Origin of the sequence: Parvibaculum sp., from assembly GCF_035325945.1 — a bacterium.
Lineage (GTDB): Bacteria > Pseudomonadota > Alphaproteobacteria > Parvibaculales > Parvibaculaceae > Parvibaculum.
The window spans coordinates 36,232-48,371 of the sequence record NZ_DAOKYX010000011.1; the positions used below are offsets into that span (position 1 = coordinate 36,232).

A 12,140-nucleotide genomic window follows, 5' to 3' on the forward strand; every position below is an offset into this window, starting at 1 on the left:
GGCGGCGGCTCCGGCGGCGGTTCCCGTGAAGAGCGCGTCAAGGCGATGTATGAAGGCAATCTGCACTTCAACATGCTGCTTCGCCGCCTCGAGACCTGCGGCAAGCCGATCGTCGCCGCCATCAACGGCACGGCGCTTGGCGGCGGCCTCGAAGTGACGCTCGCCTGCCATTACCGCATCGCGGCAGACAATCCGAAGACGCAGATCGGGCTTCCCGAAGCGAAGGTCGGTCTGCTGCCGGGCGGCGGCGGCACGCAGCGCCTGCCGCGCCTGATCGGTGCGGCGGCGGCCCTACCGCTGATCCTTCAGGGTACGGCGCTCGATCCGCAAAAGGCGCTGAAGTCCGGCATCGTGCACAAGGTCGTGCCCGCAGCCGAACTTCTGAGCGCGGCCAAGGCCTGGCTCAAGGAAGGGCTCGCGCAGCCGAAAGTGAAGCATGGCAAGAAGGGCCCGGAAGTCTGCCCGATCGCCATTCAGCCCTGGGACCGCGAAGGCTATCGCGTTCCGGGCGGCGGCCCGCATGACGGCAAGGGTGGCCAGACCTTCACCATCGGCAATGCCACGCTCCACAAGACCACGCATGGCAACTTCCCGGCGCAGCAGTACATCATGTCCTGCGTTTATGAAGGGCTTCAGGTGCCGATCGAGGCGGGTCTTCGCATCGAGACGCGCTACTTCACGAAGCTGCTGATGGACCCGCGCTCCAAGGCGATGATCCGTTCGCTCTTCCTCTCGATGCAGGAACTGGGCAAGGGCGCGCGCCGTCCGGCCGGCGTCCCGGACTTCAAGGTGAAGAAGCTCGGCATTCTCGGCGCGGGCATGATGGGTGCGGGCATCGCCTATGTGTCGGCGCAGGCCGGCATGGAGGTCGTGCTTCTCGACACCGATCAGGCGAATGCCGAAAAGGGCAAGGCCTATTCCGAGAAGCTTCTCGCCAAGCAGCTCGAAAAGGGCAGGACGACGCAGGAGAAGGCCGATGCGCTGCTCGCGCGCATCAAGCCGACGACGAGCTATGACGACCTCAAGGGCGCCGATCTCGTCATCGAGGCGGTGTTCGAGAATCGCGACATCAAGGCCGATGTGACGAAGAAGTCCGAGCCCATGCTCGCCGAAGGCGGCATCTACGGCTCGAACACCTCGACGCTGCCGATCACCGGCCTTGCGGAAGCCGCGAAGCATCAGGAAAACTTCATCGGCATCCATTTCTTCTCGCCTGTCGACAAGATGCAGCTCGTCGAGATCATCATGGGCAAGCGCACGAGCCAGGAAACGCTGGCGAAGGCGATGGACTATGTGAAGCAGATCAGGAAGACGCCGATCGTCGTCAATGACAGCCGCGGCTTCTACACCTCGCGCTGCTTCGGCACCTATGTCGGCGAAGGTCTTGCGATGCTCGCCGAGGGCATCAAGCCCGCGATCATCGAGAATGTCGGCCGCACGACCGGCATGCCGATGCCGCCTCTGGCGCTCAACGACGAGGTGTCGCTCGATCTGGCCTACAAGGTCCGTGAGCAGACGAAGAAGGACCTTGGCGACAAGTATGTCGCGGGCCCGGCGGACAAGATCGTCGAGAAGATGGTCGTCGAGCTTGGCCGCGTCGGCAAGAAGGCCGCCAAGGGCTTCTACGACTATCCGGCCGATGGCAAGAAGAAGCTGTGGCCGGGCCTCGCCGACATCGCGGGCACGCACAAGGATATCGACGACGTCGACGTCGAGGAGCTGAAGAAGCGCTTCCTCTACATCCAGTCGCTCGAGGCCGCGCGCTGCTTCGAGGAAGGCGTCGTCACCGACGTGCGCGATGCCGATGTCGGCGCGATTCTCGGCTGGGGCTTCGCACCCTGGACTGGCGGTCCGCTCTCGCTCATCGACATGGTCGGTGCGAAGGAGTTCGTCGACACCTGCGACAAGCTCGCCCAGAAATACGGCGAACGCTTCAAGCCGACGAAGCTTCTGCGCGACATGGCCGAGAAGGGCGACACCTTCTATGCGCGCTTCGCGCCGCAGAAGGCCGCTGCATGACATGAGGCGTCCCGGCTCCCTCGCCATGAGGGGGCCGGGCCCTTCCCGCCCGTGGCCCGCCGCCGCCCGGGCCGAGTGAAATGAAAATTGCACCTCATTGTGTGACAGTGCGCCACGCCGCGCGAAAAGGGCGGGACTCCGCCGCCACATTTAAATTTTTAGTAAAAAGGGCAGGCGGATCTTATCCGCGTTTAAGGGACTGGTGCCGCATACAGGTCTGTATGTAATCGGTGGCTTTCTGGGTCCCTTCACAATGTCCAATACCTCGCCAAAGGGTCGTGTCTTGACGGCGCTTGAGCCGGTTTCCTCGCGCGTGCCGCGCAAGGTCATCGAGCAGATGCGCATTCCCCAGGATCTCATCGGCAAGATCGCGGAGCTTCACCAGCGCTATCTCCTGCGCAAGCCCAATGGCTGGCGTGTGCATCTGAAGGATTGCGATCTGTCGGGTCTCGACATTCGCAACCTGAATTTCTCCGAAGGCCAGTTCGTCAATTGCGACTTCGCGGGCGCGGATATGGAGGATGCGCGCTTCGTCGATGCCGATCTCTTCAGCGCCTGCTTCGATCGCGCGAACCTCACCCGCACCAATTTCACCGGCGCCGATCTGCGCGGCGCCCAGTTCGACGGCGCCGAACTCAGCGCCGCGACGCTTGATGGCGCCGATCTCGGACTTGGCGTGGTCTTCCGCCACGGCAAGGAAAGCTCGATGAGGCAAAGCATATCTAGCTTCCGCAATGCCAATCTTCGCGGCACCAACCTCGCGGACGCGAAGCTCGCGGGCGCGAGTTTCGAGGGCGCGGAGTTGAGCGGCGTCAACATGCAGGGCGCAGATCTGCGCGATTCCAATTTCTCCGGCGCGAAGCTCGTTGATGTTTCCCTGCACAGGGCCAATCTCACCGACGCGGATTTGCGCGCGGCGATCATGGATGACGCGACCGCGAAACTTGCCGATTCCGTTCTGGGCGCGAAGAAGGCCCGCAAGGCGCCGCTCGCCGCCCGGCTCGAGCAGATACTCAACGACCACCTGCTGTGGATTCAGTCAGACCGGCGGCAGGGGCTTCGCGCCGATTTCTCCGAAATGTATCTCGCGGGCTTCGACCTCTCGGGCCGCATTCTGGCCGGTGCGAAGTTCGAGCGCGCCATTCTGTCTGATGCCAATCTGTCCGGTACCATTCTCGCGGCTGCCGATCTGCGCGACGCCGTGCTCGTGCGGGCAAATCTCACGCGGGCGGACCTCCGCGGTGCCGATCTGCGCGGCGCCGATCTTCGCGAAGCGCGCCAGGACGACGCCCTCATCGGAACGCTTGTCGGGACCACGCTGGCGACGCGCCGCGAATAGGCGCTACCAGGTAAGCACCTTCTTCGTCACCATGACGTTATAGCCGAGCCCGCCATCGGCCCTCGCCTGGAACTCGAAACCGCTGCCGGCCTGCTCGTTCCTGCCCCCGGTGAAGCCGAGGCCGCCATTTCCGATCGGGGCGCCGTCGTCATTATTGCCGGTGAGGAAGGCCGTGAGGCTCGGCGCCGTGGCGCCGCCGCCTCGGGCGGCAAGGTTGCCGCGGCTGCCAGCATTGCCGCCCGCCGCCCCGCCGATGACGCCGCTCACCGCGCCGACGGCTGCACCCGCGGTGGATGCGACGGCGCCGATCAGCTCGCCTGCCTGCGCCGGCTGCACATTCACGCTCGCGCCCGCCAGCGTGATGAGCGCCACAAATGCCGTTCCTGTGAGCCCGCCTGCAAATATGCGCATATTCGCCCCCCAAGCTCTGCCACCGTCAACGATTTCCGGCGGCATTCCGCATCCCTCTTCACGCACAAATATAACCGATGGCGACGTCCCTTTTCACAAGCCGACAAAATATCGTCATGCTGGCTCAAGCGGCGGCCCTACGGCGCCGCATAGCCAAATACCGGGGATCGCGCTAGAACGGGCGCTTCCCACCGGCAGCGAACCGAAATTCCGGGACCGAAAATGGACATGAAGGCACTGCGGGCGCACGCGCATGAGGTTTTGCGCGATGCGACCATTCCCGAGCTTCCCAATCATTATCAGGGCAAGGTTCGCGACAATTACGACCTTCCTGATGGGCGGCGCATCATCATCGCCTCCGACCGGCTGAGCGCCTTCGACCGTATTCTCGCCGCCATCCCCTTCAAGGGCCGGGTCCTCACCCAGACCGCGCGCTACTGGTTCGAGGCGACCGCCGATATCTGCCCGAACCATGTGCTTGAGTATCCCGATCCGAACGTCGTGATCGGCCGCAGGCTCGACATTCTCCCCGTGGAGATCGTCGTGCGCGCCTATCTGGCGGGCACCACCGCGACCTCGATCCTCACGCTCTACAATAAGGGCGAGCGCGAGATGTATGGCGTCCGCCTGCCTGAGGGCCTGCGCGAAAACGGGAAACTGCCCGAGCCCATCATCACGCCGACGACCAAGGCCTTCGATGGCGGCCATGACGAGCCGCTCTCGCCGGCCGAAATCATCTCCAAGGGCCTGCTTTCAGCGGCGCAATGGCAGACCGTGTCGCGCTATGCGCTCGCGCTCTTCGCGCGCGGGCAGGAGCTTGCCGCGCGGCGGGGTCTCATTCTCGTCGATACGAAATACGAGTTCGGCACCGATGCCGAGGGCAACATCATCCTCGCCGATGAGATTCACACGCCCGACAGTTCGCGCTACTGGCTCGCGGGGAGCTATCCGCAGCGCTTCGCCGAAGGCAAGCGGCCCGAAAGCTTCGACAAGGATTTCGTCCGAAGCTGGGTCGCAGAGCGATGCGATCCTTACAAGGACGATATTCCCGAAATCCCCGCCGATCTCATTGTCGAGACGGCGGCCGTCTATATTCGCGCCTTCGAGGCGATCACCGGGCAGTCCTTCGACATTCCGGAAACGCCGGAAACGCCCCTCGATCGCATCCGTCGCAGCCTCGCGCCCTATTTCACGCGAGCCTGATCCTGCCGCCTGTCTCTGGCTCGGAGCGCCTGTAACGAACGGGGCTAGTAGCCCCGTTCCATCATGCCGCCCATTCCGCCGCCGGCGCCCATATGCAGCAAGGGCGTGAACAGAACCCCGAGCACCAGCACGACCACGATTGCGGCGACCACGATAGCGGCCGTGTATATGATGACCTTGTCCTGCGGCGCCTTCATCACATGCGGCAATCCGCGATAGAGAAGGTAGATATTGTAAAGGCCGAGCAGGCCGAGAATGCTCAAAGCCGGGATCAGCGAGAAAATGCCGGCAAGCCAGCTCGCCGTGCTCGCATAGGTCGCGACCTTGAAGGCTTGCACCCGGTCCTTGGTCGCGCCGAAGGTCGGCGCCAGCGCCTCGATGATGAGGGCGATGACAGCGACGCTCACAAGGCTCATGACATAGGTTGCGATCGCATTCGAGATGGCGCCGCCGAGCGACAGGCGGAAGTGATAGCCCATCGCGCCATAGCCGAAGATGAGGCCGCCAAGCGCGCCCGCCAGCGCGGGGATCGCCGCGAGGATGAGGGCATATTCCGTGTAGAGCCTTTGAATGGTTGTCTGTTCGCCGTCGATCTTGGCCCATTCGGCGTCAGGCGTGAGAATGATGTTCTTTGCCCGCTCGACAATCGAAGCGGTCTTCGGCTGATCTGCTTCGCTCATGAACTGCTCCCCCTTGGTCTGGTGGTCCAAACTTGCCCGCATCGGAAGGGTTCGTGCGCAAATCCGTCGGCGGAGCGGACGGTCGTTCGCCGGCGCCGAAGGGTGCCCGTAACCTTTGGAAAGTGTGGGTGCGGGCGGGCCCGCTGTCAAACGCCGTGGCCGACGTGCCCTCCGGCTCGGGGGCGGAACCGGGGCCGCCGGCGGCTCCAGCGCCATACATCATTAGGTCCTTGGCGGGGATGGCGGGCAGCGACTATAAATCTGCCCAATGTCACGCATTAAGAATGGCCGTGTGCGGCGCGCGTGAACGGGGACGGGGAAAGCATGACCGAAGGCTATGAACTCTACGGCGCCGAGCCGAGCTACTACAGCGGCAAGGTGCGCGCCTATCTGCGCTTCAAGCGTATTCCCTTCGCCGAATATCCCAACACGCCCGAGAATTACCGCAAGGTGATCCTTCCCCGCGTCGGCTGGGCGGTCATCCCCGTCATGGTCACGCCCGAGGGCGAGACGCTTCAGGATTCGACCGACATCATCGACGCGCTCGAACTGCGCTTTCCCGAGGCGCCCGTCTATCCGTCGACGGTGAAGCAGCGGCTCGCGGCCCTGCTTCTCGAAGTCTATGGCGACGAATGGCTGAAGATCCCGGCCATGCATTATCGCTGGAACCGGAATTACGACTTCGCCATTTCCGAATTCGGCAAGATGTCGGCGCCTGAACTGAACGGAGAGGCGCAGCGCGAGGCGGGCCTCAGGATTTCGAAGCCCTTTGCGGGCGCGCTCCCGTTTCTCGGTGTCACGCCCAAGACCGAAGCCGCAATCGAGACATCCTATGAGGCGCTTCTCGGAGAGTTGGACCGGCACTTCGCCGTCTATGAGTTCCTTTTCGGCACAAGGCCCTCGATCGGCGATTTCGGCCTGATCGGCCCGCTTTACGCGCATCAGTATCGCGACCCGGCATCGGGCGAGCTGATGAAGCGCATCGCGCCCAATGTCGTCGGCTGGGTTCAGCGCATGATGAAGCCGCCCCATCCCAAGGGCGGCGAGTTTCTCGCCCGCGACGAGGTGCCGGCAACCGTGCTGCCCGTGCTTCAGCGCATGATGCGCGAAATGCTGCCCGTTCTCGTTTCGACGGCGCATCACTTCGCCAGATGGGTCGAGGAGCATCCGGGCGCGAAGCAGGGCACGGAGGAAATTCCCCGCGCCATCGGCACGCATGTCTATGCGCTCGAGGATGCGAAGGAAAACCGCGCGATCTTCCCCTTCGATCTCTGGATGCTCCAGCGCCCGCTCGACTATCTCGCAAGCCTCGATGGGGACGAGAAGGCGCGCGCGCGCGAACTCCTGGTGGCGGTTGGCGGCGAGGCGCTGCTCGATTTCCCGGCCTTCCCCCGGCTCACGCGCCGCAACTTCAAGCTCGCGCTCGCCTGATCACTTCACCTGGCCGCCATCGACCACCAGCACAGCGCCGGTGATGAAGCTCGCACGCGGGCTCGCCAGGAAGAGCGCCGCATCGGCGATTTCTTCGACCTTGCCGAAGCGGCGCAGCGCCACCTCGCGTTTGATCCAGCGCGCCCAGTCGTCCGGCCGCTCCTTCGTGTTCTTCTCCCACACGCCGCCCTCGAAGAGGATGTTGCCGGGCGCGATCGCATTGACGCGGATGCCTTCCTTGCCGACGAGCTTGGAAAGCGCCCGCGTCGTCTGGTTGACCGCCGCTTTCGACGCCGCATAGGTGACGGCGGTGCCGAGCGCCTCGACGCCGGCGATGGAGGAAATGAAGATCAGATTTGCGCCCTCGCGCTCTGCGGCGGGCCGCTTGACGATGCGCCTCAGCGCCTCGCGCGCAAGGAAGAACGAGCCCGAGAGGTTCTGAAGAAGGTCTGCATCCCACAGCTCGTCCGAAACGTCGAAGCCGAGCGGCGCCTTCGACATGCCGACATTGGCGATGACGGTGTGAAGCCCGCCGAGCTTTGCCTCCGTCGCGTCGAGCGCGGCGGCGAGATCGGCCGTGTTCGTCATATCGCCCGCAATGGTGAGAAGGCCGGATGCCGGAACCCCCTCGGCGATGAGCGCCTCGCGCGCCTTGTCGAGCGCAGCTTCACCCCGTCCGGTAAGCGCGACCCTTGCCCCCTCCCGCGCGAAGGCCCGCGCCATGCCGAAGCCGATACCCCGGCTCGCGCCTGCGATAAAGACCGTTTTGCCCTTGAGTTCGAGATCCATCATTCCCCCGCCTTGCCGGATTTCCTTGTCCGCACAGTGCAGGCCAAGCCCGCCCCGGCGTCAAGCGGCCTTGCTTGTCGGCGCGTGCACGCCTGCCTTAGACTTCCCTCAACCAGAAAAATCGAACGGGAGAAGCTCATGGAATACGCCCAGATCAGGGTCGAGAAGCGGGGAGCCGTCGCGCTCATCACGTTGAACCGGCCCGACCGCCTCAATGCGTGGACGCCGCGCATGGCCGAAGAGCTTGGTCATGCGATCTCCGCCGCCAATGACGACCGCGACATTGGCGCCATCGTGATGACGGGCGAGGGGCGCGGCTTTTGCGCCGGTGCCGATGTCGATCAGGTCTTCAAGGCGCGGGTGGACGGCAAGGACCCCGGCAACGATACGCGCGGCGGCTCGGGCGGCATGCCGGCGGGCGTGGACTGGATCGCGCTTGCCCGTTCGTCGAAGCCGCTGATCGCGGCTGTGAACGGCGTCGCCGTCGGCATCGGCGTCACCATGATCCTTCCCTTCGATGTCATCGTCGCGGCGGAAGAGGCGAAGTTCGGCCTCGTCTTCGTCAAGATGGGCATCGTGCCGGAGCTTGCCTCGTCGCATTTCCTCGTTTCCCGCATGGGTTGGGGCAATGCAAGCGAGATGATGCTGACGGGCCGCCTCTATCCGGCGGAGGAAGCGCGTGCGAAAGGTCTTTGCGAATATGTCGTTCCGCAGGCGGAGCTTCTTTCAAAGGCGCTCGAAATCGCCGAACTGATCGCCGAGAACCCCTCGCGCCAGCTTCGCATGACCAAGGCGCTTCTCACCGAGAATGCCTGCACGACCGATCTCGCCCGCGCCCAGAAGCTGGAGACGGATGCGCTTCAGATCTGTTGGACGACGCCGGAGCATCGCGAGGCGGTCGATGCGTTCCTCAACAAGCGCAAGCCCGATTTCCGGAAGGTGGCATCATGAGCGTCGTCAATGTCAGCCTTCAGCTCAATGATGTGACGCCTATTCGCCGCGAGCTTGCGCTCGAGGATGGCTCCGTCTCCTTCCTCGAATGGCAGGGCGGAAAGCACCAGCCGGCGCTCCACTTCGCGCATGCCAATGGCTTCAATGCGCTGACCTATCGCCGCCTTCTCTCTCCGCTCGCGAGCCGCTTCCACATTCGAGCCTGGGACGCGCGCGGCCACGGCATGACGAGCCTGCCCGCGAATCCGCAGGGCCATTCGAGCTGGCGCATCTATCGCGACGATCTGATCCGTGTGGTCGAGAATTTCGCCGCCGAGACGGGCGGGCCCGTTCTGCTCGGCGGCCACTCCATGGGCGGCACGACGAGCCTCATGGTCGCCGCCGAGCGGCCCGATCTCGTGCGCGGCCTCGTGCTCGTCGATCCCGTCCTCGTGCCCTCTTTCGCGCGCATGGTGATGCGTTTCTACCGCATGCTCGGCCGCAAGGGCGGGCCCCTCTCGCTTGCCGATGGCGCCGAGCGCCGCCGCGCGGTCTTTCCCGATCGCGCCGCCATGGTCGCGTCATACAAGGGGCGCGGCGCCTTCCGCACCTGGCCGGAAGAGGTCATCGCGGACTATGTGGAGGGCGGCACGAAGCCGCGCGAGGACGGGCAGGTGGAGCTTGCCTGCGCACCGCAATGGGAAGCGGCGAACTTCCGCGCGCAGGATCACAATATCTGGCACGACATCGGCCGCCTGCGCTGCCCGCTGACGCTGATTTATGCGGGGCCCGCCTCGACCTGCCGCGCGCCCGCGCCGGAGCTTCTCGGCAAGCACGATCCCGAGGCGACGATCCTGCGCATCGGGCAGTCGAGCCATTTTCTGCCGATGGAATATCCCGATGCGGTGCGCCGTGAGACGCTGGCGCTTGATGCGCGCCTATCGGCCTGAGCTTGTGTGGGGCGCGCGCAGTCCGGCGCCGATCCGCTCCAGCATCATTTCGGTCGAGCCATCGGTGAAGGCGGCGATCTTGGCCGAGGCGAGGTGCCGCCCGAGCGGCAGCTCCTCGCGAAGCCCGGCGGCGCCCATGGCCTGAATGCAATCCGCGATGCGCGGCACCGTCACCCGGCCGGCAAAGTTCTTTGCATGCGCCGCCGCCATCACCGCGTCCCGCCCCTCGTCGATGAGGCGTCCTGCATCGCGCGTCAGCGCGCGCAGGGCTTCGAGATCGGTCGCCACATCGGCAAGCGACCAGCGAAGCCCCTGATGCTCGACGAGCGGCTTGCCGAATGCGTGTCGCCTCGCGCCATAGTCGAGCGCGGCTTCGAGGCTCGCCGCCAGCATGCCCGCGCACATCGCCGCCACATAGACCCGCGCGCCGTTGACGCTCTGCATGGCGAGCTTGAAGGCCGTGCCGGGGCCCGCGAGCAGGTCGTCGTCGGGAACGAAATAATCCTCGAGCGCGAAGCCGCCCGCGCCGATCGCGTGGCCTCCCATGAGCGCATAGGCGGGCTTGCGCGCGAAGCCCGGCCGCCGCGCATCGACGAGAAAGCAGGCGATGCCCCGCCACCCAGCGCTTGCATCGGTCTGCGCATAGGTGATGAAGATGTCGGCGACGGCCGCATTGGTGATCCAGCCCTTCTCGCCGGAAAGGAGCCATCCGCCCTCGGCCTTGCGCGCCATTGTGCCGATCGCGGCGAAGTCACTGCCCGCGCCCGGTTCCGAGAGCGCCGTCGCGCCGAATATCTCGGCCTTCATCAGTGCCGGGACGAGGTCCTCGCGATGCCGTGACACAGCGCTCTGCGCGAGCTTCGCGGCCACATTGTGCGTGTTGATCATCGAGAAGGCGAAGGCCATGTCGGCGCGCGACATCTCCTCGGCGATGGCAAGCTTGAGAAGATAGCGCGCGCCAAGCCCGCCGAGCGCTGCCGGCACTTCGAGGCCGAGCAGGCCCTCCCTGGCGGCCGCTTCCAGCGCCTCGACCGGCATCCGCCGCTCGCGCTCCCATCGCGCGGCGTTGGGCCGAACGATTTCTTCCGAAAATCGCCGTGCGCGGTCGAAGATTTCGCGCTCCCGCTGGTCGAGCATCGCGCTCAGAAATTCGCTCATGCCTCTCCCCGTTTATCTTGCGACAGAGTAGCCTTGCTCCCGCACATCCTCAATTCCGCCGGATCGCTCTCTTGCCCTTCTCATTCGCCGAAGCCGATCCCGACCGCTCCGCCAAGGAAGAAATGCTCCGGGCCATGAGCGACGGGGAGCTTGTCGCTGCCTATCGGGAAACGCGCGCCGCCGCCCGGCGCGCCCGCGGCGCGCGCGATATGGAACGGCTTTATCCGCTCGTTCGCGGCATGAAGACGATCCAGCGCATCGCGGGCGAGCGCGGGATCGTCATCGCGGCGGGGCAGGGCGCCTCAGACGCCTAGTCCCGGCACGACCAGCGATTCAAGCCTTTCGCGCAGTTCGTCGGGAATGGGAATGGCCTTGCGCGTCTCGAGATCGAGCGCGATGGCGACGGCCTCCGCCGTGGCGATCGATTGGCCGGTTTCGAGATCGAAGAGCCAGTGGCCCCAGACATAGGTCTTCGGCCCCACCTCCTTGAGCCCGCTGCGGAGCGTCAGCACATCGCCCACGCGCGGATAGCGCCGGTAATGGAAGCGATATTCGAGCGCGGCCCCGCCGACGCGGGAATTCTTGGAACGGTCGTCGCCGCGCGTCTGGCCGAGAAGGTTCGGAATGGAATCCGAAACGATCCCCATGAAATGCCGCGTGATGAGAAAGCCCTGCGCGTCGCATTGCTCGGGCTGGATCTCGCCCTGCCATGTGAAGACGAGGCTCATCTTTTCAGCCTCTTCGAGCGTCGGCGCTGTTCGTGGCTCGTAGAGCGTGAGGCCGCGCGGCGCGCCATGCTGCGGCAGATCGACGATGAGCGCCTTGGCGGCGGCCTTGGCCTTGGCCGGCAGCGGCTTCAGCTCGTGCGAGTCGGCGTCCAGAAGTTCCACATCGGCGCTGAAGGTCGCGGCGACCTCGCCCGAAACCGTGTTCCACATCTCCTCATAGACGCGCAGCCCGTAATCGCGCACCTCGAGCACGCCAGTGCGGATGGTAAAGGGCGCGCCGGGGCGCTGCTCGCGCAGGAAGCGAACATGATGGTCGCGCGCGACGAGCCGCGCCCGCTCCGCATCTATGAAGCGCGGGCCGAGGCCGAGATGCACGCCGAGCGCGGCGAGCCCCTGCGTCGCATGCTCCATATAGAATTGCACATTCATGTGCCCCATCTGGTCCGACTGCCATGTCTGCACGCTCGAGCGCGCGACATCGATCATCTGCGCCATCTGTCTT

At 65.0% G+C, this 12,140-nt stretch carries 12 protein-coding genes; 7 read left to right on the forward strand and 5 right to left on the reverse strand.

Annotated elements, in window-relative coordinates:
- Positions 1 to 2,019 (forward strand): 3-hydroxyacyl-CoA dehydrogenase NAD-binding domain-containing protein (locus PKA57_RS07555; protein WP_324299128.1); only part of this gene is annotated, 2,019 nt, incomplete at its 5' end.
- 283 nt (positions 2,020 to 2,302) lie between these two features.
- Complete coding sequence (locus PKA57_RS07560; RefSeq protein WP_324299130.1) at positions 2,303 to 3,358, forward strand: pentapeptide repeat-containing protein; 1,056 nt, start codon at positions 2,303 to 2,305, stop codon at positions 3,356 to 3,358.
- A 3-nt stretch (positions 3,359 to 3,361) separates the two neighbouring features.
- Here PKA57_RS07560 and PKA57_RS07565 read toward each other — a convergent pair whose 3' ends face one another.
- Positions 3,362 to 3,769 carry a hypothetical protein gene (locus PKA57_RS07565; RefSeq protein ID WP_324299132.1) on the reverse strand — a complete coding sequence of 136 codons (408 nt, stop codon included), beginning with the start codon at positions 3,767 to 3,769 and terminating at the stop codon, positions 3,362 to 3,364.
- Positions 3,770 to 3,997: 228 nt separating this feature from the next.
- Here PKA57_RS07565 and PKA57_RS07570 point away from each other — a divergent pair, with 228 nt between their 5' ends.
- Positions 3,998 to 4,972, forward strand: a complete 975-nt coding sequence (locus PKA57_RS07570) for a phosphoribosylaminoimidazolesuccinocarboxamide synthase (RefSeq protein ID WP_324299134.1) — start codon at positions 3,998 to 4,000, stop codon at positions 4,970 to 4,972.
- Positions 4,973 to 5,016: 44 nt separating this feature from the next.
- Here the strand turns inward: PKA57_RS07570 and PKA57_RS07575 are convergent, their stop codons facing one another.
- Positions 5,017 to 5,652 (reverse strand): Yip1 family protein, encoded by a 636-nt coding sequence (locus PKA57_RS07575; RefSeq protein ID WP_324299136.1) that lies wholly within the window; start codon positions 5,650 to 5,652, stop codon positions 5,017 to 5,019.
- Between the two features lie 324 nt (positions 5,653 to 5,976).
- Here PKA57_RS07575 and PKA57_RS07580 point away from each other — a divergent pair, with 324 nt between their 5' ends.
- The gene (locus tag PKA57_RS07580; protein WP_324299138.1) at positions 5,977 to 7,083 is read left to right on the forward strand and encodes a glutathione S-transferase N-terminal domain-containing protein; all 1,107 of its coding nucleotides are present in this window, start codon (positions 5,977 to 5,979) and stop codon (positions 7,081 to 7,083) included.
- On the opposite strand, the gene PKA57_RS07585 is transcribed toward PKA57_RS07580, so the two are convergent.
- Entirely contained in the window at positions 7,084 to 7,875 is a 792-nt protein-coding gene (locus tag PKA57_RS07585; protein WP_324299140.1) for an SDR family NAD(P)-dependent oxidoreductase, read from the reverse strand.
- A gap of 135 nt (positions 7,876 to 8,010) precedes the next feature.
- On the opposite strand from PKA57_RS07585, the gene PKA57_RS07590 reads away from it, so the two are divergent.
- A complete protein-coding gene (locus tag PKA57_RS07590) occupies positions 8,011 to 8,823 on the forward strand; it encodes an enoyl-CoA hydratase-related protein (RefSeq protein ID WP_324299142.1) in 813 nt (270 codons plus the stop codon).
- On the forward strand, positions 8,820 to 9,752 hold the full coding sequence (locus PKA57_RS07595) for an alpha/beta hydrolase (RefSeq protein ID WP_324299144.1): 933 nt from the start codon (positions 8,820 to 8,822) through the stop codon (positions 9,750 to 9,752). Before PKA57_RS07590 ends, PKA57_RS07595 begins: the two co-directional genes overlap by 4 nt.
- Here PKA57_RS07595 and PKA57_RS07600 read toward each other — a convergent pair.
- Entirely contained in the window at positions 9,741 to 10,910 is a 1,170-nt protein-coding gene (locus tag PKA57_RS07600; protein WP_324299146.1) for an acyl-CoA dehydrogenase family protein, read from the reverse strand. The two genes, PKA57_RS07595 and PKA57_RS07600, sit on opposite strands and share 12 nt — an antisense overlap.
- A gap of 71 nt (positions 10,911 to 10,981) precedes the next feature.
- Here PKA57_RS07600 and PKA57_RS07605 point away from each other — a divergent pair, with 71 nt between their 5' ends.
- On the forward strand, positions 10,982 to 11,224 hold the full coding sequence (locus tag PKA57_RS07605; protein WP_324299148.1) for a hypothetical protein: 243 nt from the start codon (positions 10,982 to 10,984) through the stop codon (positions 11,222 to 11,224).
- Here the strand turns inward: PKA57_RS07605 and PKA57_RS07610 are convergent.
- The gene (locus tag PKA57_RS07610) at positions 11,213 to 12,133 is read right to left on the reverse strand and encodes a thioesterase family protein (RefSeq protein ID WP_324299150.1); all 921 of its coding nucleotides are present in this window, start codon (positions 12,131 to 12,133) and stop codon (positions 11,213 to 11,215) included. The two genes, PKA57_RS07605 and PKA57_RS07610, sit on opposite strands and share 12 nt — an antisense overlap.
- Positions 12,134 to 12,140: the final 7 nt, after the last annotated feature.

What these genes read in the sequence shown, in the direction of transcription:
- PKA57_RS07565 (WP_324299132.1), bottom strand. Translation starts at nt 3,769, where the DNA reads ATGCGCATATTTGCAGGCGGGCTCACAGGAACGGCATTTGTGGCGCTC.
- PKA57_RS07570 (WP_324299134.1), top strand. Translation starts at nt 3,998, where the DNA reads ATGAAGGCACTGCGGGCGCACGCGCATGAGGTTTTGCGCGATGCGACC.
- PKA57_RS07575 (WP_324299136.1), bottom strand. Translation starts at nt 5,652, where the DNA reads ATGAGCGAAGCAGATCAGCCGAAGACCGCTTCGATTGTCGAGCGGGCA.
- PKA57_RS07580 (WP_324299138.1), top strand. Translation starts at nt 5,977, where the DNA reads ATGACCGAAGGCTATGAACTCTACGGCGCCGAGCCGAGCTACTACAGC.
- PKA57_RS07585 (WP_324299140.1), bottom strand. Translation starts at nt 7,875, where the DNA reads ATGATGGATCTCGAACTCAAGGGCAAAACGGTCTTTATCGCAGGCGCG.
- PKA57_RS07590 (WP_324299142.1), top strand. Translation starts at nt 8,011, where the DNA reads ATGGAATACGCCCAGATCAGGGTCGAGAAGCGGGGAGCCGTCGCGCTC.
- PKA57_RS07595 (WP_324299144.1), top strand. Translation starts at nt 8,820, where the DNA reads ATGAGCGTCGTCAATGTCAGCCTTCAGCTCAATGATGTGACGCCTATT.
- PKA57_RS07600 (WP_324299146.1), bottom strand. Translation starts at nt 10,910, where the DNA reads ATGAGCGAATTTCTGAGCGCGATGCTCGACCAGCGGGAGCGCGAAATC.
- PKA57_RS07610 (WP_324299150.1), bottom strand. Translation starts at nt 12,133, where the DNA reads ATGGCGCAGATGATCGATGTCGCGCGCTCGAGCGTGCAGACATGGCAG.